This window comes from Streptomyces sp. NPDC026515 (assembly GCF_055567595.1).
Window position 1 is genome coordinate 101,037 of sequence record NZ_JBVHQD010000024.1, and the last position, 21,298, is coordinate 122,334.

A 21,298-nucleotide genomic window follows, 5' to 3' on the forward strand; every position below is an offset into this window, starting at 1 on the left:
CAAGTGCCCCTGGCCGGCCGACTGTCGGGGAACTTGGGGTTCAGCGGCGGCGCACCAGCGGGAAGGGGAGCGTCTCCCGGATGGTCAGGCCGGTGAGGAACATGACCAGCCGGTCGACGCCGATGCCGAGACCGCCGGTGGGCGGCATCGCGTATTCGAGGGCGTCCAGGAAGTCCTCGTCCAGCTCCATCGCCTCGGGGTCCCCGCCGGCCGCGAGCAGCGACTGGGCGGTCAGCCGGCGGCGCTGTTCGACGGGGTCGGTCAGCTCGGAGTAGGCGGTGCCGAGTTCGGTCCCGAAGGCCACCAGGTCCCACCGCTCGGCGAGCCGCGGGTCGGTGCGGTGCTGCCGGGTGAGCGGGGAGACGTCGGTGGGGAAGTCCTTGTAGAAGGTGGGCAGCTCGGTCCGCTCCTCCACGAGGCGTTCGTACATCTCCAGGACGACGTCCGCGGGCCCGTCGTCGGCGGTGTACGGCACCCCGGTCCGGTCGCAGTGCCGGTGCAGCCGCAGCAGCTCGGTGCCCGGGCCGATCTCCTCCCCCAGCGCCTCGGAGATCGCCCCGTACACGGTCCTGACCGGCCAGCTCCCCGAGATGTCGTACTCCCGCCCGTCCCGGCGGGCCACCGGGGAGCCGAGGGCGGCGGTCGCGGCGCCCTGGATCAGTTCGCGGGCGAGGTCGAGCATCACGTCGTAGTCGGCGTACGCCTGGTAGGCCTCCAGCATCGTGAACTCGGGGTTGTGCTTGTGGGAGACGCCCTCGTTGCGGAAGGTGCGGCCGAGTTCGAAGACCTTCTCCATCCCGCCGACGCACAGCCGTTTCAGGTACAGCTCCGGTGCGATGCGCAGATGGAGGTCGAGGTCGTAGGCGTTGATGTGGGTGGTGAACGGGCGGGCGTTGGCGCCACCGTGGATCTGCTGGAGCATCGGCGTCTCGACCTCCAGGTAACCGCGGTCGAGGAGGCCCTGCCGCAGTGCCTGTACGGCGGTGGAGCGGGTGCGGACGACGGCGCGGGCGGCGGGACTGGTGGCGAGGTCGAGGTAGCGGCGGCGGACCTTGGCCTCGGGGTCGGTGAGGCCCCGGTACTTGTCGGGCAGGGGACGCAGGCACTTGGCGGTGAGCTGCCAGTCGGTGACGAAGAGGGTGGGCTCGCCCTTGTCGCTGAGGCCGGCCCGGCCGCTGGCGGTGATCTGGTCGCCCAGGTCGGTTTCGGCGGTGAAGCGGGCCAGGGCGGGACCGGACTCGGCTCTGGTGAGGGCGAGTTGGCGGTCGCCCGACCAGTCGCGCAGGGTCACGAAGACGATGCCGCCGAAGTCGCGGACCAGCATGATCCGTCCGGCGACGGTGGCCCGCTCGCCGTCGCGGACCTCGGCGAGGGCCCGGGTGGGCCGTACCGTCGTCACCGGGTAGGGGTCGACACCCGCCGCGCGCAGCCGGTCCAGCTTGCCGCGCCGGACGCGGAACTGGTCCGGCAGGCCGGGCTCCGGAACTCCGGGGCCGGCCTCGTCCCCTCCGTCGAGACCGGGCACCGGTGAAGACCGCTGCGCCTCGACGGGCCGCGGTCCGGTCTTCGGGCGCCCCTTTCCCCAGAGTTTGCGCAAGGAGGGTACGGAGACGAAGCCTTCGGCGATTCCGGAGGCGACGCCGATCCGGGCGAGGGAGCCGGTCTCGGCGTAGCAGATGAAACGCGGGTACCACTCGGGGCGGTACTTGGCGTTGGAGCGGTACAGGGCCTCCAGCTGCCACCAGCGGGAGAAGAACAGCAGCAGCCGGCGCCACAGGCGCAGCACCGGTCCGGCGCCGATGCGGGCGCCCTCCTCGAAGACCGAGCGGAAGACGGCGAAGTTCAACGAGACGCGGCGGACGCCCAGTTTGGGAGCGGCCGCGCACAGGTCGGCGACCATGAACTCCATGACGCCGTTCGGGGCGGCGCGGTCACGCCGCATCAGGTCGAGGGAGACGCCGTCGCCGCCCCAGGGCACGAAGGAGAGCAGGGCGAGCAGCCGGCCGTCCTCGGCGAGGGCCTCGACGAGCAGGCAGTCGCCGTCGGCGGGGTCGCCGAGCCGGTCCAGGGCCATGGAGAAACCGCGCTCGGTCTCGGTGTCGCGCCACGCGTCGGCCTTGTCGACGACCTCCTCCATCTCCGCCTCGGTGAGGGTGGCGTGGCGGCGCACCCGGGTGGTGGCGCCGGAGCGCCGGACCCGGTTGACGGCCTGCCGGGTGACCCGCATCTCCCGGCCGCCGAGGTCGAAGTCGGCGACGTGCAGGATCGCCTCGTCGCCGAGTTGCAGGGCGCCGAGCCCGGCGCGGACGTAGGCTCTGGCGCCGTCCTCGGAGGCGCCCATCACCGCGGGCACCCAGGCGTGCCGGCGGGCCACGTCCAGCCAGGCGGCGACGGCGTGCGGCCAGGCCTCCGGGTCACCCACGGGGTCGCCGCTGGCCAGGCAGACGCCGGCCTCGACCCGGTAGGTGACGGCGGCCTTGCCGCTGGGCGAGAAGACCACGGCCTTGTCGCGCCGGGTGGCGAAGTAGCCGAGGGAGTCCCGGTCGCCGTAGGCCTTCAGGAGCGCGCGGACACGGGTCTCGTCGTCGCCGTGCAGGGCCGCCTCCAGGCGCTGCGAACGGAACAGGGTCGCGGCGGCGTTGAGCAGGGCGAGGGCGCCGAAGAGGCCGAGCAGGAAGGCGACGAACCGGGGCGGGCGGCCGCCGTAGCTGCCGCCGTCGACGAGACCGCCGCAGACCCGGTCGGCCGCCCAGGCCAGGTGCTGACCGTGCGGGAGCGAGCCGGGGAAGAGCGAGACCAGCCCCCAGCCGGCCAGGATCGCCACGACCAGTCCGGCGAGGAGGACACCGAGGGCCCGGCGTACGGCGGCCCGGCGCGAGGCGGCGTAGAACTCGCCTCTGGCCACGATCAGCAGGGCGAGGGCCAGTCCGCACACCAGCAGTGAGCTGAAGGAGTACCAGTCGAAGCCGAAGGCGACGGTCAGGAGGTCCGCCAGCACCAGGAGGCCGAGGTAGATCACCACCAGCCACCAGGCGACCTTCTTGCGGGCGGCGGTGGCGCCGCCCAGCAGGAACAGGAAGACGGCGTAGGCCAGGTTGGGGCTGACGGGCACGACGACGGCGTTGAGGAAGTGCACGACCGGGCGGAGCAGCGCGCGCAGCGGGGCGATGACGGAGAGCAGGGCGCACAGCAGGGCGAGGGCGCCGAAGAAGGTGCCGAAGGCCTCGGGCACCCAGGTGAGCCGTCCGCCGCGAGGCGGGCGCGGCGGCCGAGCGGTCTCCTTGCCCGGGGCGGGTTCGACGGCGGCACTCATGCTCCGACTGTAGGAAGCGCCCGCCGGACTCGCCCGTCGAGCGGCCAGAGCTCGAAGGGCGGGTGCGGGCTGGTGGGTGGTTGCTCGCGCCGCTCCCACCGACCCGCCCCCGTGCGGCGCGCGGCGGGCCACCCTGGGCACTCACCGGACCGGTGAATTCCGATAGCCTCGGGGCGTGGCGGAACAACACCAGTTCGAGCGGGGCACGGACGGGCCCAAGGTCATCGTGGCCGGTGTGGACGGCTCGGAATCCTCGTGGCGCGCGGCCTCCTACGCCGCCGGTCTGGCCCGGCGGCAGCGCGCGCTGCTCGCCGTGGTGTACGTGCAGCCGGTCCTGGCGGCCGGGGCGGCGCTCGGGGCCCCGGTGGCGGAGACGACCGACGAGATCGCGGAGGACCTGGTCGCCCAGATCCGGGACGCGACCGAGCGGCTCAAGGGGATATTCGAGGTGCGCTGGGAGTTCCACACCTTCCGCGGCGACCCCTATGCCGGGCTGGTGAAGGCGGCCGACGAACTGAAGGCGGACGCCGTCGTGGTGGGCGCCTCCGAGCAGGCCGGCCACCGGTTCATCGGCTCGGTGGCGATCCGTCTGGTGAAGGCGGGACGGTGGCCGGTGACGGTGGTGCCGTAGCCCGGGCCGGGGCACGCGGGAGCAGTGCCGGGGTCGCGAGCAGCAGGACCCCGGCCGCGGCGATCGCGGTGCGCGTCCCGGTGAGGCCCGCCAGTACTCCCCACAGCGCGGTGAGCGTGGCGATGGAGGCCTTGGTGCCGACCGACCAGGCGGACAGGGTGCGGGCGGTCCGGTCGTCCGGGGTGTGGTCCAGGCGGTGGGTGGCGAGCACCGGGTTGAAGACTCCGGCGCAGAGGATGAGTCCCAGTTCGGTGACCATTATCAGCAGGAGTCCGGGCAGCCCCGGCCGGACGAAGGCCAGCCCGAGGGACCACACGGCGCGCAGCACGCCCGAGGTGAGCAGCACACGGCGCTGTCCGTGGCGGGCGACGAGCGGGCGGGCCAGGCGGGAGCCGAGGAGGCCGCCCAGACAGGGCACGGCGAAGGCGAGGCCGTACTCCCAGGGCGCGAAGCCGAGCGGGCCGAGCATCAGGACGGCCAGCAGGGGCGCGGTGGCCATGATCAGTCCGTTGACCAGGGCCACGTTGAGGAACAGGGGCCGCAGCTCCGCACTGGTGAGGATGTGCCGCCAGCCGTCGAGCAGATCGGCGGCCCGCAGGCGTTCGGCCCCCTTGCGCCGGGGGCTCGGCTCGCCGTCACCGACGGCGCGGATGCCCAGGGCCGACAGCAGGAAGCTGACCGCGTTCGCGACCACCGTCGTGATCGGGCCGAGCACACCGATGGCGACGCCGCCGAGCGGGGGCCCGAGGACGGTGGCGGTCCACATCGTGGACTCGAAGCGGGCGTTCGCGGTCAGCAGCCGGTCGCGCGGCACGAGCGACTTCAGGAAGGCCCCGGAGGCCGCGTTGAAGGTGATGTCCGCTGCGGCGACCACCACGGAGACGGCCGTCAGCTGAGCGATGCCGAGCCCGCCGAGCGCGTAGGCGGCGGGGACGCTCAGCAGCGCGGCGCACCGCAGGAGGTCCATCCCGGCCATGACGGGCCGCTTGCGACGGAACTCGAGCCAGGGGCCGAGCGGCAGCGCCACCACGGCGCCCACCGCGGGCCCGGTCGCCGCGAGCAGCCCGACCTGGGCAGCGCTCGCGTGCAGCACCAGGACCGCGATCAGCGGGAACGCGTCGAACGCGAGCCAGGTGCCGAACACGCTCACCGAATACGCGGCCCACAGCCACCCGAACCGCCGCCCCATGCACAACCTCCCGTTGACCCGGGACATGAAAACGTGCAGGTGGCCGCCGAATCAAACAACCCGCCGGGTGTCCGTCACAACCATCGGTTGTACGGTGTCGGGCGTGGACCTCAGAGCCGTACGCACCTTCGTCGCCGTCGCCGACTCGGGACAGTTCCAGGAGGCCGCCGCCGTGCTGGCGGTCACCCAGCAGGCCGTCTCCAAGCGGATCGCGGCGCTGGAGAAGGAGCTGGGGGTACGGCTGTTCACCCGCACCCCCCGGGGTGCGGACCTGACCGTGGACGGCCGGACCTTCCTGCCGCACGCCCGTGAGCTGCTGCTGGCCGAGGAGCGCGCGACCGCCTCGGTACGGTCCGGGCGACGCCCCCTGCGGGTCGACGTGGTCGGTGCGCGGCTGGCCCCGGCGGCGCTGCTGCGCGGCTTCCACGAGGCGCACCCGGAGATCGCCCTGGAGGTGGTCACGCTCTTCGACGTGGACTCGGCGCTCACCGCCCTGCGCTCCGGTGCGGCCGACGCGTCCTTCCGGGCCGTCGCCATGCCCGGCCGGCCGCTGCCCCGGGGCGTCGAGGCGGCCCGGGTGTACGACGAGCCGGTCCAGCTGCTCACCGGCCCGGGGCATGTCCTGGCCGGCCGCGACGCGGTCTCGCCCGGGGAACTGGCCGGGCACCGGATCTGGATGCCGGGCATCGTGGACGGCACCGAGTGGGCCGCCTACTACGCTTCCCTCGCCGCCGAGTTCGGCCTGACCATCGACTCCTCGGGCCCCAACTTCAGCGGGGCGGTGCAGGACGCGGTGGCCGGTTCCGGCACCCTGGCGACGCTGGTGAGCGAGCGGACCCGGCTGGTCTGGCCGGAAGGCCATGATCTGCGCCGCATCCCGCTGCTCGACCCGACCCCCGTCTACCCGCACTCCCTGCTCTGGACGGCCGCCAACCCGCACCCGGCGCTGGCCGTGCTGCGCGCCCATCTCGCCGGTGCCCGGCCGCCGCGTCCCACGACCCGGACCTGGGTGCCCGGCTGGGCCGAGAGCGTGCGTGGCGTCTTCCGTCCGTGACGCCCCTGAGCCATCATGATCCGCCGTCAGCCGTTCGCGATCAGCGAAGAGGTGAGGCACATGGCCAGGCTCCGTATGGGTGAAGGGATTCTCCGTCGCAAACCCATCGAACACATCGAGGAGTCCGAGGCCGGCGAGGGGGCCCGGCTCGACAGATCGCTCGGGCTGTGGCAGCTGACCGCGATCGGGGTGGGCGGCATCATCGGCGCCGGCATCTTCACCCTCGCCGGCACGGTCGCCAACGAGACGGCCGGTCCGGCCGTGCTGGTCTCCTTCCTCATCGCCGGCCTGGCGAGCGCCTGCGCGGCGCTGTCGTACGCCGAGTTCGCCGGGATGATCCCGAAGGCGGGTTCGGCGTACACGTACGGCTACGCGGTGCTCGGTGAGTTCGCGGGCTGGTTCATCGGCTGGGACCTGCTCCTGGAGTACACGGCGATCGTGGCGGTGGTCGCGATCGGCATCTCGGGGTACTTCGGCTTCCTGGTCGAGGAGATGGGCGCGGAACTGCCGCGGTGGATGCTGGGCGCGCCCGGCACCGGCGCCGGTCACCGGGTCGACCTGTTCGCCGCGGTGCTCTGTCTGCTGATCGCCTACCTGCTCAACCTCGGCATCCGCAGCGCGGCCCGGTTCGAGACGGTCGTGGTGGTGCTCAAGGTGCTGGTGGTGCTGCTGGTGATCGGTGTCGGGATGTTCCACATCGACTCGGGGAACTACCACCCCTTCTTCCCGTTCGGCGTCGGCGGGACATTCACGGGGGCGGCCACGGTCTTCTTCGCGGTCTTCGGATACGACGCGATGTCGACGGCGGCCGAGGAGTCGAAGGACGCGCAGCGGCACATGCCGAAGGCGATCATCTACTCACTGGCGATCTCCATGGTGCTGTACGTGGCGGCCTGTCTGGTCCTCACCGGCATGCAGGACTACAAGGACATCGACCCGGAGAGCGGCTTCTCGACGGCCTTCAAGTCGGTGGGGCTGAGCGGTCTGGCGGACGTGATCGCGGTGGGCGCGATCATCGGCATCCTCACCGTGATGTTCACCTTCATGCTGGGCGTGACCCGGGTCTGGTTCTCGATGTCCCGGGACGGGCTGCTGCCCTCCTGGTTCGCGAAGACGCACCCGGCGCGGCACGTGCCGACCCGGGTGACCTGGATCGTCGGCGCGGCCTCGGCCCTCCTCGCCGGGTTCGTGCCGATCGGCGAGGCGGCCGAACTCACCAACATCGGCATCCTGCTGGCGTTCGTGGTGGTGTGCGTGGCGGTGATCGTGCTGCGCTACCGGCAGCCGGACCTGCCGCGCGGCTTCCGCACCCCCTGGATGCCGTTCGTGCCGGCGCTGGGTGTCGTCTTCTCGATCTGGCTGATCACGTTCCTGGCGTGGGAGACCTGGGTCCGGTTCGCGGTCTGGTTCGTGATCGGGTGCGTGATCTACTTCGGCTACTCGTACAAGAGGTCGCGGCTGGCCGGGCGTTAGAGCCCACGCAGGAAGCCGAGCAGGAGGTCGTTGAAGGCCTCGGGCCGCTCCAGGTTCGGGTAGTGGTCCGCGCCCTCGACGACCTCGGCGCGGCCGTCGGGGACCTCGCGGGCGAGGCGTTCGGCGGCGGCGAGCAGATCGGCCGGTTCCAGGCCGCCGTTGACCGTGAGGACCGGAACGTCGATCTTCCCGACCCGGGGCCAGGACTCGGTCACCCGCACATGCCGGTCCGTCTCGCCGGGCGTGTGCTTGGCGAGGGTGTGTGCGGCCATCTCGCGGAGCCGGCGCGGGATCTCCGGGTCGAGGGCACCGAGGTCACGGTGTTCGCCCCGTACGCCCCGCACGAAGGCGTCGAGCCAGCCCTCGACGTCACCGGAGCCCAGGGTGCGGGCGTACTCGGCCTGGAGTTCCGTGTGCCAGGGGTCCGTGTACCGGAAGTCGCCGGTGGCGGCCCCGCAGGTGACCACCGCGCGGACCAGTTCGGGGTGTTCCAGCACGGTGTCGGTGGCGATCACCCCGCCCATCGAGACGCCGACGAGGACCGCGGGCCCGGCGTCGAGATGGCGCAGCAGCCCGGCGAGGTCGTCGGCCCACCGGAACGGTTCGGTCGCGTTGGCGGAGGACCCGTGGCCGCGGACGTCGGGGGCGATCACCCGGTACCCGGCGGCGAGAACCGGGATCTGCTCCGCCCAGAAGCGGTGGTCGGTGAACCCGGAGTGGAGCAGGACCACCGGGTCGCCGGATCCGGTGTCGAGGTAGGCGAGGTCGCCGTCCGAGGACGGGAAGAAGCGGAGGTCCGCAGCACCATTCATGACAACCAAGGTGTCATCTTCGGAGAGTTTTGACAACTGGGTTGTCATGATGACTTTGACACCTCGGGTGTCACCGCGGCCCGGTGCATGATGGCCGGGTGAACGACATCGACAAGCCCCTCGCCCCCGACGAGCTGGGCGAGCGCATCACCGAGGTGTACGACCTCATCGGCCCGCTCTACCGGCGCGCCTTCCGCAAGATCGAGCTGGGCGAGCAGATCGAGGGGGCCTCCGTCGGCGTGCGCTCCGTACTGGACCTGCTGCTCCGGTTCGGGCCGATGACGGTGCCCCAGATGGGCCGGATCATGGCGCTGAGCCGGCAGTTCGTGCAGCGCACGGTGAACGACGCGGTGGCGCGCGACTGGGCCGAGGTCATCCCCAACCCGGCGCACCAGCGCTCCTCCCTGATCCGGCTCACGGACGCGGGCCGGACCGTGATCACCGCGATCCTCGCCCGCGAGCACGCGGTGAACCGGCAGATCGGCGGCGGTCTGACCGGTGCCGAGATCACGGCGTGCGTACGGGTGCTGAAGCAGCTGCTGCGGACGTTCGACCACGTCGACGTGGAGTGAGCACCCCAGGTGCAGCGGGTGCCCGACGCGCCGTGAGTGCCGCTACTCCCCCATCACCAGCCCGTCCTTGGCGGCACCGCGGCCGAGCACCACGTCCCGGATGCCGTCGCGTACGGCCGTGTAGTCGGCGCCCTGGCCGATGGCCGCGTTCAGGTCGACGACCCGGCCGGAGTCGACGTCGTACAGCTGCGGGATGAACTCGGCCCTGGCCACCTCCCAGCGGCCGCCTGGACGGCTGGGCGGGGTGAAGGTGAAGCGGGCGAGGGTGGACTGGTTGCCGCGCGGGTCCTGGCGGCCCTGGCGGTTGTTCAGCTCGCCGGCGATCTGGTCGCCGAGGCTGTAGACCACCCAGGTGCCGTTGACCTTCTCGTACGCCTGCGGGATGTGGGCATGGGTGCCGAGGATCAGGTCGATGTCGGGGCGGCCGCCGGTGCCGGCCGCGGTGAGCCGCTTGGCGAGGGTGAGCTGCTGCTGGTCGGGGGCGTCCTGGCCGTCGGTGCCCCAGTGCACGGAGAGGACGACCACGTCGGCGCCGGCCCGCCGGGCGGCGCGGGCGTCGGCGAGGATGCGGTTCTCGTCGAGGAGGTTGACCGCCCAGGGCTGCCCGGGCGGCAGGACGTTGCCGTTGACGTCGAAGGTGTAGGAGAGGTGGGCGACCTTGGTCCGCCCCGCGTTGAGCAGCGTGACGCCGTCCGCCTCGGCCTGGGTGCGGGCGGTCCCGGTGTGCCGCAGGCCCGTGCGGTCCAGGTCGGTGAGGGTGCGCTGGATCCCGTCGACGCCGCCGTCGAGGGCGCGGTCGGAGGCGGTGGAACAGCTGTCGTACCCGACGGCCGCGAGGCCCTCGGCGAGCTGCGGCGGGGAGGTGACGGCGGCGGAGCCGGACTCCGCGCCCTCCGCGTCGGTCACGGTCGCCAGGTGACAGAGCGCCAGATCGGCGTGGGAGACTACGGGTTCGACGCCCGCCAGCATCGGGCGGAAGTCGTGGCCGTTGCCCCCCGCGTCGAGGTTCGCGTGGTCCAGCGCGGACTTCTGCGGCATGACGTCACCCGAGGCGACGAGGGTGAAGCCGCCGCCGGGAGCGGGCACGGTGGGTGCCGGCCGGCCGGTCGGGGCGGCGTTCTCCTGCCGTACGTGGTTCTGGCAGGCGGCTGCGGTGGCGAGGAGGGCGGTCAGGGCCAGGACCACCTGGCGTCTGCGATTGATCATCAGGAGCACCCCAGAGTCGCAAGCCTTGTCCGATTTACAGATCAATGGGTACGAACTGAAGCGGGGTCGCAAACAACTCAGGCGTCCCGATTGACCCATCCGGGTGGGGTAATGGGGGTGACGGACCGTTCGTCGCACCGTTCGCCGACCCGATCGACCGTCCGCCGCAGATCCCGGCGCTCGCCCTGTCCCTGGGCCCGGCCCTGCGATGCCATACGGCCATGACGGCCGGAACCACCCTTCCCGACGGGACGACGACCGCCGAGCACGAGCTCGCCGCACTCCAGCGCGAGCACGGGCGCCCGCTCTTCGCGCTGCTGCTGCGGCTCAGCGACGGCGACCGGCAACGGGCCGAGGACCTCGTGCAGGAGACCCTCGTACGCGCCTGGCAGCATCCCGAGGCGCTGCGCGCCGACGACTTCGACTCCGTCCTGCCCTGGCTGCTGACGGTCGGCCGGCGCCTCGCCATCGACGCGCGCCGGGCCCGGCAGGCGCGGCCGCCCGAGGTGCACGACGCCGTCCTGGAGAACACCCGGGCCATCGGCGACCACGCCGAACGCGCGGCCGCGGCGCTGGACGTGCGGGAGGCTGTGAAGACTCTCACCCCGGAACACCGTGAAGTCCTGGTGCTGGTGTATTTCCAGGGGGCGAGTGTGGCGGAGGCCGCCGAGACCCTCGGCATTCCACCCGGTACCGTGAAATCGCGGGCGTACTACGCGCTGCGCGCCCTGCGCCGGGTTCTGCCCGGTTATGCACCCGACCTGCGATGAAACCGTAAGCCAGGTCAAACCTCGGTAAAGCGCCTTGCTGAGGACCATGTTTGAGCAATCAGCTGTCTTCATCCGTGTTCCGCACCGGGAGAGGGACGGACCCGGGGTCGGGGCCACGCGCGCGCACCGGAGGAAGGCAGGACGGGATGCTGCACAGAGGTCAAGAGAGCACGGGCGGGGCCGGTAGCGGGGAACTGGCGGTCCCGATGGCCTGGTTGTACGCCGAGTACATCGCCGACGAGCTGCTGCGCACCGGCGATCTCATGCCACCGACGTCCTTCGAGTTCCGGGCCGGCCGGGACGCGCTGGCGTTGACGATCTACCTCTCCGACACGGACGGCGAACTGTCGGGCATCCGGGTCGTGTCCCAGTTGGAGAACTGGCTTTCGCTGACGGCGTACGACCAGCCGTGGCAGCACTGGGTGGGGGACCGCATGGCGCGGTTGGCCACCGAGGCGATCGAGTCGGGCGCGCCGTCACCCGACCTGGACCTGGCCACGGAGGCCTGGCGCTGGCTGGAGGAGACCGAGCTGCTCGCGCCCGACCTGGACGCGGTGCCCGGCGGCGGCTCGGTGTTCGGCGAGGACGACGGACCGAAGGTGTGGACCCCCGCCTGGCGGCTCGGTCTGCCCCTCGGACATCTCGCCATCCATCTTTTTTGAATCGGCACCAATCCGCGGGCCCGGCCGCTCCGAATCCGTTGATTACGATTCTGTACGTGCCTTGAGTGAAACGGCTGCCGACTGCGTACGGGTGGGGGCAAGGAGCAATGAGTAACCCCCACCCGCACTCACGGCACGAGGATTCGGCATGAGGTCCCTGGAAAGGCATCGCGACGTCGGCGCGTACGCGCTCGGCGTGCTGGACGAGGCGGAGGCCTTCCGCTTCGAGGACCATCTCATGGAGTGCCCCAGCTGCACGGCACACGTGACCGAGTTCGGCCCCGCGGCACGGCAGTTGATGCTGTACCGCCGGGCCACGCCGCGCTTCGTCCATCCCATGGCCCAGCCGGGTCCCCGGCTGCTGGACCGGCTGCTCGCCGAGGTCGCCGGCCGGCACCGGGTCAAGCGCCGCCGGCTGCTCTACGGCCTCGCCGCCTCGGTGGTGTTCGCGGTCGTCGGCCCCGGCATCGTGGCGTACGCCGGCCACGACGCCCCGCCGGCCGTCCGGGTCACCGCGGCCACCGACGCGCAGTCGGGCGTGTGGGCGCAGGTGAGGTCGCAGGACACGGATTCCGGCAGCACGATCGAGCTCCAGGTGAAGGACGCCGACGGGCCGCGCTCCTGCCGGCTGGTCGCGGTCGGCCGGGACGGCTCCGAGCAGATCGTGACCACCTGGGCCGAACGGGACCGGGACGACCGGGTGTCCACCATGGCGGGCGGCTCCTCGATGCACCCCGGGGAGATCGACCGCTACGAGGTGCGCAACGCCGACGGGCAGCGCCTGGTGACCCTGGACCCGAAGTGAACGCCGGTCACTTGAGCAGCCGGGACATCCGGCGGTCCGCGAGCGGCTTGCCGCCCGTCTGGCAGGTCGGGCAGTACTGCAGCGAGGAGTCGCTGAAGGAGACCTCGCGGATGGTGTCGCCGCAGACCGGGCAGGGCTCGCCGGTCCGGCCGTGGACGCGCAGCCCGCTCCTCTTCTCCGACTTGAGCCGGCCCGCCGCCAGGCCGTGGGAGCGCTCCACCGCCTCGGTGAGGGTGGTGCGCAGCGCCTCGTACAGCCGGTGGACCTCCTCGGGCGTCAGGGACGCCGCGAGCTTGAACGGGGACATCTTCGCCGCGTGCAGGATCTCGTCGCTGTAGGCGTTGCCCACCCCGGCGATCAGGCTCTGGTCGCGCAGCGCGCCCTTGAGCTGCCGTCGCTCGCCGCCCAGCAGGGCCGCGAGCCGGGCCTCGTCGAAGCCGGCGGCGAGGGGGTCGGGACCGAGCCGCGCGATCCCGGGCACCTCTGCCGGGTCCCGGACGATGTACACGGCGAGCTTCTTCTGGGTGCCGGCCTCGGTGAGGTCGAAGCCCGCGCCCGTCTCCAGGGCCGCCCGCAGGGCGAGCGGGCCCTTTCCCGGGCGGGGCGGTCCGTCCGGGAGCCGGTCCTTCCAGTGCAGCCAGCCGGCGCGGGCCAGGTGGGTGATGAAGCGCAGGCCGCCGTCGCCCTCGATGTCCAGGAACTTGCCGTGCCGGTGCACGGCGACGACCTCGCTGCCCTCGAAGGCGCCGAGCGGAGGGTCGTACGTCTTCAGGACGCTGATGGCGACCGGCAGGACGCGCACGACCTCGTGACCGACCAGGTGCTCGGTCAGGAACTCCTTGAGCGCTTCGACCTCGGGCAGTTCGGGCATGCGTCCAGGGTGCCACCCGCGGCCCCCGCGGTCAGGCGGGCTCCGGCATCCGGAACTCGCACCAGACCGCCTTGCCGCCGCCGCGAGCCTCCACGCCCCACACGCCGGTGATCTCGTCGACCAGCAGCAGGCCCCGCCCGGACACGCCGTCCGCACCCGCCTCGCGCCGCCGCGGCAGGGCGCTGGAGGAGTCCTCGACCTCGACGCGGAGCCGGCGGCCGCCGCCGCACAGCACCCTGAGGGTGACGATCGCGGAGCCCTCGGTGTGCATCAGCGCGTTGGTGATCAGCTCGTCGGCGACCAGCTCGATCTCGTCGGCGCGGTCCCCGGCGCCCCAGGCCCGGACGGCCGCACGGATCATGTGCCGGGCCAGGGTGAGCGCCTCCGGGTCGCCGGAGGCCACGTGCTGCTGGAGCCGGCCGACGGCCTGTGCGGTGTCCGGGCCGCTGCGGCGCAGCAGCAGCAGGGCCACGTCGTCGCCGCCGCCCCGGTCCTCGGCGACCTCGATCAGCCGGTCGGCGAGCCTGCGCACGTCCTCCGGCCCCTCGGCGACCTGCCGGATCAGGGACCGCATCCCGTCGCCGAGGTCGGTGCCCGGCTGCTCGACCAGCCCGTCGGTGCACAGCAGCAGTGTCTCGCCGGAGTCGAGCTCCAGGGTGGACACCGGGTACTCGAGGCTCTTGAACTCGGCGGACAGGCCGAGCGGGAGCCCGCCCTCCACGGGGACCCGCCGGCAGCTTCCGTCGGCCCCCCGGACCAACGGGTCGATGTGACCGGCGCGGACCACCTGGACGACGCCCGTGGTCAGGTCGGCCTCGGCGTACAGGCAGGTGGCGAAGCGGTCGGTGTCGAGTTCGTCCAGGAAGACGGAGGCCCGGGCCATCACGGTGGCCGGGGCGTGGCCCTCGGCGGCGTAGGCGCGCAGCACGATCCGCAGCTGGCCCATGACGGCCGCCGCGTGCGTGTCGTGTCCCTGGACGTCCCCGATGACCGCCCCGACCCGGCCGCCGGGCAGCGGGATCAGGTCGTACCAGTCGCCGCCGATGTCCCGGCCCAGGGCGCCCCCGGCGGACGCGGAGCGGTAGCGGACGGCGATGTCGGCGCCGCGCACGCTGGGGATGGTGCGCGGCAGCATCGCCTGCTGGAGCCCCTGGGCGAGGTCCTTCTCCTGCTCGTAGAGCATGGCCCGCTGCAGGCTCTGCGCGATGCTGCTGCCGAGGGCGACCAGGACGGCGCGTTCCTCGGTGGAGAAGCCGAGCCGGTCGTTGTAGAGCAGGCCCATGGCGCCGATCGGGCGGGCCTGGGCGATGAGCGGGAGATAGGCCGCCGAGGTGATGTGGAGCTCGGTGATGTGCGGCCACAGGATCGGGTAGCCCTCGGCGAACTCCTCCGGTGACTCGATGAACCGCGGGCTCAGGGTCCGCACCACCTCGCCCATCGGGTAGGGCTCGTCTATCCGGGTGATCCGGGTGCCGGGCACGAAGCTGCCCACGGGCCCCTCCGCGACCAGGCGGATCCGGCCGGCCTCGACGAGCCCCATCACCAGGCTGGTGGCGCCCAGGTTGGGGATGCCCTGGGTGTCCTTGAGGGCGTCGATGACGTCCTGCACGCTCCGGGCGTGCGCGAGCGCCGCGGTGACCACCTGGACGACGCCGGTCTGCCGGCGCAGCGCGTGGTGCTGGGCGGCCCGCAGACTGCGCGCCTCGCTGTCCTCCAGCTCCTGGGTGGCGTCCCGGACCACGCCGACGACGCGGCGCGGGCGGCCCGTCTCGTCCCGCCGGATGTAGCCCTGGGTGTGGGTCCAGCGCGGGGTGCCGTCGCGGCGGCGGATGCGGAAGTACGCTCCGTAGTTCTCGCTGCCGTCCTTGATGGCCTGGGACACCACCGCGTCCAGCCGGCTCCCCTCCGTCAGGGGTACCCGGACGGAGAGACTCTCGGGGCGCCCGTCGTACTCCTCGGGGGTCAGGTCGAACACCTCGTACGCCTGGGCGTCCATGTGGAACAGACCGGCGTCCAGGTCCCAGTCGAAGGTGCCCAAGCGGTTGAGCGCCAGGATCGGGTGGTCCGGGTGGGCGGGCCAGTCGTCCGGGAGAGACGGAGCGCTCGCTCCCCGATCAGCCATGGGGCCACCTTGCCAGGGGATCCGGATCCGGGCAATTCCTCCACTTTTGTCCAATTAACCCGCCCGGGTTATGCGACCGGGGGTGCGCGGTACACAGGGTGACAGGCCCTTTCCCCACAGCGGGGCCGCAGACCCGAGAGAGACAGGGGCGCACGGCCGTGGACTGGTTCACCGCACCCGGGTACTGGCTGAGCCGGCTGGTCTTCCAGCGGGCGCTGGCCGGCGTGTACCTCATCGCGTTCCTGGCGGCCGCGCTCCAGTTCCGGGCCCTGCTGGGCGAGCGCGGGATGCTGCCGATTCCGAGATTCGTCGGCCGGGTCCCCTTCCGGCGGGCGCCGAGCCTCTTCCACCTGCACTACTCGGACCGTTTCTTCGCGGCCTGCGCGTGGGCGGGGTGCGTGGTGTCGGCGGCACTGCTGGCCGGGCTGGACTCCCGGCTCCCGCTGTGGGCCACGACGGCGCTGTGGCTGATCCCCTGGGCCCTGTATCTCTCGATCGTCAACGTCGGCCAGACCTGGTACGCGTTCGGCTGGGAGTCGCTGCTCCTGGAGACCGGTTTCCTCGCCGCCTTCCTCGGCAACGACGAGGTGGCCCCGCCGGTCCTCGTCCTGTTCCTGCTGCGCTGGATCCTGTTCCGGGTGGAGTTCGGGGCGGGTCTGATCAAGATGCGCGGGGACGCCTGCTGGCGCAAGCTGACCTGCCTGCACTACCACCACGAGACCCAGCCGATGCCGGGGCCGCTGAGCTGGTTCTTCCACCACCTCCCGGGGCCGGTGCACCGGGCGGAGGTGGCCGCGAACCATCTCACCCAGCTCGTGGTCCCCGTCCTGCTGTTCGCTCCGCAGCCGATCGCGACGGCAGCCGCTTCGCTGATGATCCTGACCCAGCTGTGGCTGGTGCTCTCCGGCAACTTCTCCTGGCTGAACTGGATCACCATCGTGCTGGCCCTGTCGGCGCTGCGGCTGCCGGCCGGCCGCGCCTCCGCACCCGGCGCCCCGCTCTGGTACGAGATCGTCGTCCTCTCCGTGGCGGCGCTGCTGCTCTTCCTGAGCTACCGCCCGGTGGTGAACATGGTCTCCCGCCGGCAGGTGATGAACCGCTCCTTCGACCCGCTCCATCTGGTCAACACCTACGGCGCGTTCGGCAGCGTCAGCCGGGTGCGGTACGAGGTGGTGGTCGAGGGCACGCTGGCCGAGGCGCCGCGCGAGGACGCGGAGTGGCGGGAGTACGAGTTCAAGGGCAAGCCCGGCGATCCACGGCACTGGCCCCGCCAGTTCGCGCCCTACCACCTCCGCCTGGACTGGCTGATGTGGTTCGCCGCCCTCTCCCCCGCCTACGCCGGCGAGTGGTTCGGCGGCCTGATGGAGCGCCTCCTGGAGAACGACCGCGACACGCTGCGGCTGCTGCGCCGCTCCCCCTTCCCGCCCGACCGGCCCCCGCGCTTCGTCCGCGCCCGCCTCTTCCGCTACCGCTACACCGGCTGGCGGGAGCTGCGCGAGACGGGCGCGTGCTGGAAACGCACGTACGTAAGGGAGTTCATGCCGCCCACGCGGCTGACGAAGGCGGCTCAGAGGCCGTAGACGCGGGTGGCGGTGGTCTCGAAGACCCGGGTGCGTTCTTCGGGCCCGATCAGCCGCTCCGCCACGTCGAGGACGTCGGCGTAGGTACCGGCCAGGAGACACACCGGCCAGTCCGAGCCGAACATCAGGCGGTCCGGGCCGAAGGCGTCCAGGACGGTCTCCGCGTACGGGCGGAGGTCCTCGACCGTCCACGCGGCGGGATCGGCCTCCGTGACCATGCCGGAGAGTTTGCAGACGGTGTTGGGCAGCGCGGCCAGGGCACGTACCGCGCCGGCCCACGGGTCGAGGGCGCCGGAGGCGATCGGCGGCTTGCCCAAGTGGTCCAGTACGAAGGTGAGTTGAGGAAGGGACTCGGCCGCCTTGACCGCGGCCGGCAGCTGGTGGGCCTGTACGACCAGGTCGTAGACGAGGCCCGCGCCGGCGACCGCGGCCAGGCCCCGCCGGACGTCCGGGCGCAGCAGCCACTGCGGGTCCGGCTCGTCCTGCACCTGGTGACGGATGCCCTTCAGGTAGGCACCGCCGGGGAGTTCGCGCAGGCGCGCCAGTTCGTCGGCGATCGCCGGGTCGGTCAGGTCGGTCCAGCCGACGACCCCCGCGACCAGGTCGTGGGTGCCGGCGAGTGCCAGGAACTCGGGGGTCTCCTGCGGGACGGTGACCGTCTGGACCAGGACGGTGCGGGTGACGCCGGCCGCCCGTGCCTCGAGACCGAGGTCATCGACGGTGAAGTCCCTTCTGAGCGCGCTGCCTTCGGGAATCCAGTCCTGGTCCCGCACCGACAGGTCCCAGACGTGGTGGTGGGCGTCGACGGTCATGGCAGCTCCCATACGACGGGCAGACCGGCGTCCGAGCCTGCCTCGGAGTAGTCGTGGACGACGTCGAGCAACTCGGTCATCCGGGCCTGCCAGGCGATGTTGACCGGCAGGTTCTCCAGCTCGGCGAGGAGCACACCGTAGTCCGCGCACTCCAGCACGTGGAAGAGGTCGGTGCCGCTGCGCCAGATGGTCCAGGAGGTGGCGCCGGCCGCGCGGATGGCGTCGGTGAGCTCGGCGGGGACCTCGCGGTGGGCGGCCTCGTACTCGGCGACGCGGTTCGGGCGGACCTTGGTGTGCAGGGCGACCCTCATGACGGCTCCTTGGTGGGGAGCGGGGTGCCGGCGGTCAGGAGTCCGCCGGCACGCAGTTCCTGCCAGAAGGCAGCGGGCACCGGAGTGGCGAACTGCCGTGCCCCGTCCGTGATCTCGGCCGCCGAGCGGGCGCCGACCAGCACGCTCGCCACGGCCGGGTGGGCGGCGCAGAAGGCGAGGGCGGCCGCGCGGAGCGTGGTGCCGTGCTGTTCGGCGAGGGCTTTCAGGCGCAGGGCCCGGGCCAGCAACTTTTCGGGGGCCTTGGCGTAGTTGTAGGTGGCGTCGGGCTTCGGGTCGGCCAGCAGACCGGAGTTGAAGGCACCGCCGATCACCACCGACGCGCCGCGTTCCTCGGCGGCCGGAAGCAGATCGGCCAGGGCGCTCTGGTCCAGGAGGGTGTAGCGACCGGCGCACAGCACCACGTCGACGTCGGTGTCGCGGACGAACCGCGTGAGCATGGCCGTCTGGTTCATTCCGGCGCCGATGGCACCGACGACACCCTCGGAGCGCAACTTCTCCAGAGCCGGGTAGCCCTCCCGGAAGGCCTGTTCGGCGTGGTCGTCGGGGTCGTGGAGATAGACGACGTCGATCCGGTCCAGACCGAGCCGCTCCAGGCTCGCCTCCAGGGTGCGGCGGACACCGTCGGCGGTGAAGTCCCAGACCCGGCGGTGGGTGTCGGGTACGGCGAAGCCGTTGGCGAGGTCGTCGCCGTCCCCGGGGCCCGGCTCCAGCCGGCGGCCGACCTTGGTGGAGAGGGTGTAGGCGTTCCGGTCGTACCCGCGCAGCGCCTCACCGAGCCGCCGTTCGGACAGGCCGAGGCCGTAGTGCGGGGCGGTGTCGAAGTAGCGGACGCCCTGCTGCCAGGCGGCGTCGACCGTGTCGTGGGCCTGTCGGTCGGGGACCTCGGTGTAGAGGTTGCCGATGACGGCGGCGCCGAGGCCCAGCGGGCTGACCTGGACGCCGCTGCGGCCGAGGGTGCTCACTGGCCCGCCGGGCGCAGCCGCAGGCCCTGCATGCCGCCGTCGACGGCAAGCGAGGTACCGGTGGTGGCGCCGGACAGGGGGCTCGCCAAGTAGGCGATGGCGCCGGCCACCTCGGCGGCGGAGACCAGTCGGCCGGAGGGCTGGCGGGCCTCCAGGGCGGCGCGTTCGGCGGCCGGATCGGGCGCCTTGTCGAGGAGGCGGCCGATCCACGGGGTGTCCGCCGTACCGGGGTTGACGCAGTTGACCCGGACGCCCTCGCGGAGATGGTCGGCGGCCATGGCGAGGGTGAGGGAGTACACGGCGCCCTTGGTGGCGCTGTAGAGCGCGCGTTGGGGCAGACCGGCGGTGGCGGCGATGGAGCAGGTGTTGACGATCGCCGCACGGTCCGAGCGGCGCAGATACGGGAGTGCGGCGCGGGCGGCGCGGACCATGCCGAGGACGTTGACGTCGAAGACGCGGTGCCATTCGTCGTCACCGTTGTCCTCGATGGTGCCCTGGGCCCCGGCACCCGCGTTGTTGACCAGCACGTCGAGGCCGCCGAGGGTCTCGGCCGCGCTCGCCACGGCCGCCCGGACGGAGGCGTCGTCCGTGACGTCGCCCTGGAAGCCGAGCAGTGGCTTCTCGACGGCGGACGGGTCGAGGTCGAGGACGGCGACCTGGGCGCCGCGCTCGGCGAGGAGTTCGGCGGTGGCCCGTCCGATCCCGGATGCGCCGCCGGTGACCAGGGCCTTCAGGCCCTCGAAGTCGGTCATGCCGCCTGTCCCTTCTGGGTGTCGGGGTCGGCGGCCCAGAAGGTGCCGCCGGGGAACGTGTACTGGGCGATGGACTCCGGTCGCATGGCGGCCGAGTAGCCCGGCGCGGTGGGCGCCGCGTAGTGACCCTGCCTGATCACCACCGGATCACGGAAGTGCTCGTGCAGGTGATCGACGTATTCGATGACCCGGTCGTCGGAGGTGCCGGCCACGGCGAGGTAGTCGAACATGGAGAGGTGCTGGACGAGTTCGCACAGTCCGACGCCGCCCGCGTGCGGGCAGACGGGCACGCCGAACTTGGCGGCGAGCAGCAGGATGGCGAGGTTCTCGTTGACCCCGGCGACCCGGGCCGCGTCGATCTGGACGATGTCGATGGCGCCGGCCTGGAGCAGTTGCTTGAAGACGATCCGGTTCTGCACGTGTTCGCCGGTGGCGACCTTCACCGGGGTGACCGCGCGGCGGACCGCGGCATGGCCGAGGATGTCGTCGGGGCTGGTGGGCTCCTCGATCCAGTACGGGTCGAACTCGGCGAGCGCCTTGGTCCACCGGATCGCCTCGTCGACGTTCCACCGCTGGTTGGCGTCGACGGCCATCCGGATGTCCGGGCCGACCACCCCGCGGGCCACCCGGCAGCGCCGGATGTCGTCCTCCAGGTCGGCGCCGACCTTCAGCTTGATCTGCCGGAAGCCGTCGGCGACCGCCTGGGCGGCGAGCCGGGTGAGCTTCTCGTCGTCGTAGCCGAGCCAGCCGGCGGAGGTGGTGTAGGCGGGGAAGCCGCGCTCGAGAAGCCGCGCCCGGCGCTCGTCGGCGCCGGCGCGGCCGCGCCGGAGGATACCGAGGGCCTCCTCGGGGGTGAGGGCGTCGGTGAGGTAGCGGAAGTCGATCTGCCGGACGATCCACTCGGGTTCGGCGTCGGCGAGCAGTTGCCACAGCGGCTTCCCGGCCCGGCGGGCCGCCAGGTCCCACACCGCGTTGATCACCGCGCCGATCGCCATGTGCATCACCCCCTTCTCGGGGCCGAGCCAGCGCAGCTGGCTGTCGCCGATCAGGTCGCGGAAGAGGGTCGCGGGGTCGTCGCAGATCTCGTCGACGGGGCGGCCGAGCACATGGTTCCGCAGCGCGTCGATCGCGGCGACCTGGACGTCGTTGCCCCGCCCGATGGTGAACGTGAACCCGTGTCCCTCGTGCCCGTCGGCCGCGTCGGTGCGCAGCACGACATAGGCCGCCGAGTAGTCGGGGTCCGGGTTCATCGCGTCGGAGCCGTCGAGCTCGCGCGAGGTGGGGAAGCGGATGTCGTAGGTGTCGAGCGCGGTGACGCGACTGGAGGGGCCGGGGCTCGGGATCACGGATTGCCTTTCCTTCGGGGGGAGTTCGGGACGC

General features: G+C 72.2%; 19 protein-coding genes. 8 read left to right on the plus strand and 11 right to left on the minus strand.

Annotation, left to right across the window (positions count from 1 at the left end; genetic code table 11):
• Nucleotides 1-40: 40 nt before the first annotated feature.
• The gene (lysX, locus tag ACZ4O3_RS37055) at nucleotides 41-3,313 is read right to left on the minus strand and encodes a bifunctional lysylphosphatidylglycerol synthetase/lysine--tRNA ligase LysX (RefSeq protein WP_467726565.1); all 3,273 of its coding nucleotides are present in this window, start codon (nucleotides 3,311-3,313) and stop codon (nucleotides 41-43) included.
• Nucleotides 3,314-3,488: 175 nt separating this feature from the next.
• Between lysX and ACZ4O3_RS37060 the strand changes: the two genes are divergently transcribed.
• Nucleotides 3,489-3,944: a universal stress protein gene (locus ACZ4O3_RS37060; RefSeq protein WP_384996388.1), complete on the plus strand. Its 456-nt coding sequence runs from the start codon at nucleotides 3,489-3,491 to the stop codon at nucleotides 3,942-3,944.
• Here the strand turns inward: ACZ4O3_RS37060 and ACZ4O3_RS37065 are convergent.
• On the minus strand, nucleotides 3,880-5,133 hold the full coding sequence (locus tag ACZ4O3_RS37065; protein ID WP_362715389.1) for an MFS transporter: 1,254 nt from the start codon (nucleotides 5,131-5,133) through the stop codon (nucleotides 3,880-3,882). The two genes, ACZ4O3_RS37060 and ACZ4O3_RS37065, sit on opposite strands and share 65 nt — an antisense overlap.
• A gap of 103 nt (nucleotides 5,134-5,236) precedes the next feature.
• On the opposite strand from ACZ4O3_RS37065, the gene ACZ4O3_RS37070 reads away from it, so the two are divergent.
• On the plus strand, nucleotides 5,237-6,187 hold the full coding sequence (locus tag ACZ4O3_RS37070; protein ID WP_362715386.1) for a LysR family transcriptional regulator: 951 nt from the start codon (nucleotides 5,237-5,239) through the stop codon (nucleotides 6,185-6,187).
• 60 nt (nucleotides 6,188-6,247) lie between these two features.
• On the plus strand, nucleotides 6,248-7,660 hold the full coding sequence (locus ACZ4O3_RS37075) for an amino acid permease (protein ID WP_362715383.1): 1,413 nt from the start codon (nucleotides 6,248-6,250) through the stop codon (nucleotides 7,658-7,660).
• Here ACZ4O3_RS37075 and ACZ4O3_RS37080 read toward each other — a convergent pair.
• Nucleotides 7,657-8,472: an alpha/beta fold hydrolase gene (locus ACZ4O3_RS37080; RefSeq protein WP_362715380.1), complete on the minus strand. Its 816-nt coding sequence runs from the start codon at nucleotides 8,470-8,472 to the stop codon at nucleotides 7,657-7,659. The genes ACZ4O3_RS37075 and ACZ4O3_RS37080 overlap by 4 nt on opposite strands.
• 98 nt (nucleotides 8,473-8,570) lie before the next feature.
• Between ACZ4O3_RS37080 and ACZ4O3_RS37085 the strand changes: the two genes are divergently transcribed.
• Complete coding sequence (locus ACZ4O3_RS37085) at nucleotides 8,571-9,044, plus strand: MarR family winged helix-turn-helix transcriptional regulator (protein WP_362715378.1); 474 nt, start codon at nucleotides 8,571-8,573, stop codon at nucleotides 9,042-9,044.
• A 42-nt stretch (nucleotides 9,045-9,086) separates the two neighbouring features.
• Here the strand turns inward: ACZ4O3_RS37085 and ACZ4O3_RS37090 are convergent, their stop codons facing one another.
• Nucleotides 9,087-10,250: a CapA family protein gene (locus tag ACZ4O3_RS37090; RefSeq protein WP_467726567.1), complete on the minus strand. Its 1,164-nt coding sequence runs from the start codon at nucleotides 10,248-10,250 to the stop codon at nucleotides 9,087-9,089.
• Between the two features lie 221 nt (nucleotides 10,251-10,471).
• Between ACZ4O3_RS37090 and ACZ4O3_RS37095 the strand changes: the two genes are divergently transcribed.
• The 3 genes from ACZ4O3_RS37095 to ACZ4O3_RS37105 all read left to right on the plus strand — a co-directional run bounded on the left by ACZ4O3_RS37095 (nucleotide 10,472) and on the right by ACZ4O3_RS37105 (nucleotide 12,487).
• Complete coding sequence (locus tag ACZ4O3_RS37095) at nucleotides 10,472-11,020, plus strand: sigma-70 family RNA polymerase sigma factor (RefSeq protein ID WP_351703654.1); 549 nt, start codon at nucleotides 10,472-10,474, stop codon at nucleotides 11,018-11,020.
• A gap of 146 nt (nucleotides 11,021-11,166) precedes the next feature.
• Nucleotides 11,167-11,682 carry a hypothetical protein gene (locus tag ACZ4O3_RS37100; protein ID WP_362715371.1) on the plus strand — a complete coding sequence of 172 codons (516 nt, stop codon included), beginning with the start codon at nucleotides 11,167-11,169 and terminating at the stop codon, nucleotides 11,680-11,682.
• Nucleotides 11,683-11,830: 148 nt separating this feature from the next.
• Entirely contained in the window at nucleotides 11,831-12,487 is a 657-nt protein-coding gene (locus ACZ4O3_RS37105; RefSeq protein WP_362715369.1) for a zf-HC2 domain-containing protein, read from the plus strand.
• A gap of 7 nt (nucleotides 12,488-12,494) precedes the next feature.
• Here ACZ4O3_RS37105 and ACZ4O3_RS37110 read toward each other — a convergent pair whose 3' ends face one another.
• Nucleotides 12,495-13,358 carry an Fpg/Nei family DNA glycosylase gene (locus ACZ4O3_RS37110; RefSeq protein ID WP_362715366.1) on the minus strand — a complete coding sequence of 288 codons (864 nt, stop codon included), beginning with the start codon at nucleotides 13,356-13,358 and terminating at the stop codon, nucleotides 12,495-12,497.
• Nucleotides 13,359-13,389: 31 nt separating this feature from the next.
• A complete protein-coding gene (locus ACZ4O3_RS37115; RefSeq protein WP_467726568.1) occupies nucleotides 13,390-15,480 on the minus strand; it encodes a SpoIIE family protein phosphatase in 2,091 nt (696 codons plus the stop codon).
• Between the two features lie 158 nt (nucleotides 15,481-15,638).
• Here ACZ4O3_RS37115 and ACZ4O3_RS37120 point away from each other — a divergent pair, with 158 nt between their 5' ends.
• Nucleotides 15,639-17,060: a lipase maturation factor family protein gene (locus ACZ4O3_RS37120; protein WP_467726569.1), complete on the plus strand. Its 1,422-nt coding sequence runs from the start codon at nucleotides 15,639-15,641 to the stop codon at nucleotides 17,058-17,060.
• On the opposite strand, the gene ACZ4O3_RS37125 is transcribed toward ACZ4O3_RS37120, so the two are convergent.
• The 5 genes from ACZ4O3_RS37125 to ACZ4O3_RS37145 are packed head-to-tail and all read right to left on the minus strand — an operon-like array spanning nucleotide 17,048 to nucleotide 21,264.
• On the minus strand, nucleotides 17,048-17,872 hold the full coding sequence (locus tag ACZ4O3_RS37125; RefSeq protein WP_467726571.1) for an amidohydrolase family protein: 825 nt from the start codon (nucleotides 17,870-17,872) through the stop codon (nucleotides 17,048-17,050). The genes ACZ4O3_RS37120 and ACZ4O3_RS37125 overlap by 13 nt on opposite strands.
• On the minus strand, nucleotides 17,869-18,183 hold the full coding sequence (locus tag ACZ4O3_RS37130) for an L-rhamnose mutarotase (RefSeq protein WP_362717815.1): 315 nt from the start codon (nucleotides 18,181-18,183) through the stop codon (nucleotides 17,869-17,871). Before ACZ4O3_RS37130 ends, ACZ4O3_RS37125 begins: the two co-directional genes overlap by 4 nt.
• Entirely contained in the window at nucleotides 18,180-19,166 is a 987-nt protein-coding gene (locus ACZ4O3_RS37135; protein ID WP_467726573.1) for an aldo/keto reductase, read from the minus strand. Before ACZ4O3_RS37135 ends, ACZ4O3_RS37130 begins: the two co-directional genes overlap by 4 nt.
• Complete coding sequence (locus ACZ4O3_RS37140) at nucleotides 19,163-19,918, minus strand: SDR family NAD(P)-dependent oxidoreductase (RefSeq protein WP_362717813.1); 756 nt, start codon at nucleotides 19,916-19,918, stop codon at nucleotides 19,163-19,165. The genes ACZ4O3_RS37135 and ACZ4O3_RS37140 overlap by 4 nt, the downstream gene beginning before the upstream one ends.
• On the minus strand, nucleotides 19,915-21,264 hold the full coding sequence (locus ACZ4O3_RS37145; protein WP_467726574.1) for an L-fuconate dehydratase: 1,350 nt from the start codon (nucleotides 21,262-21,264) through the stop codon (nucleotides 19,915-19,917). The genes ACZ4O3_RS37140 and ACZ4O3_RS37145 overlap by 4 nt, the downstream gene beginning before the upstream one ends.
• Between the last annotated feature and the right edge of the window lie 34 nt (nucleotides 21,265-21,298).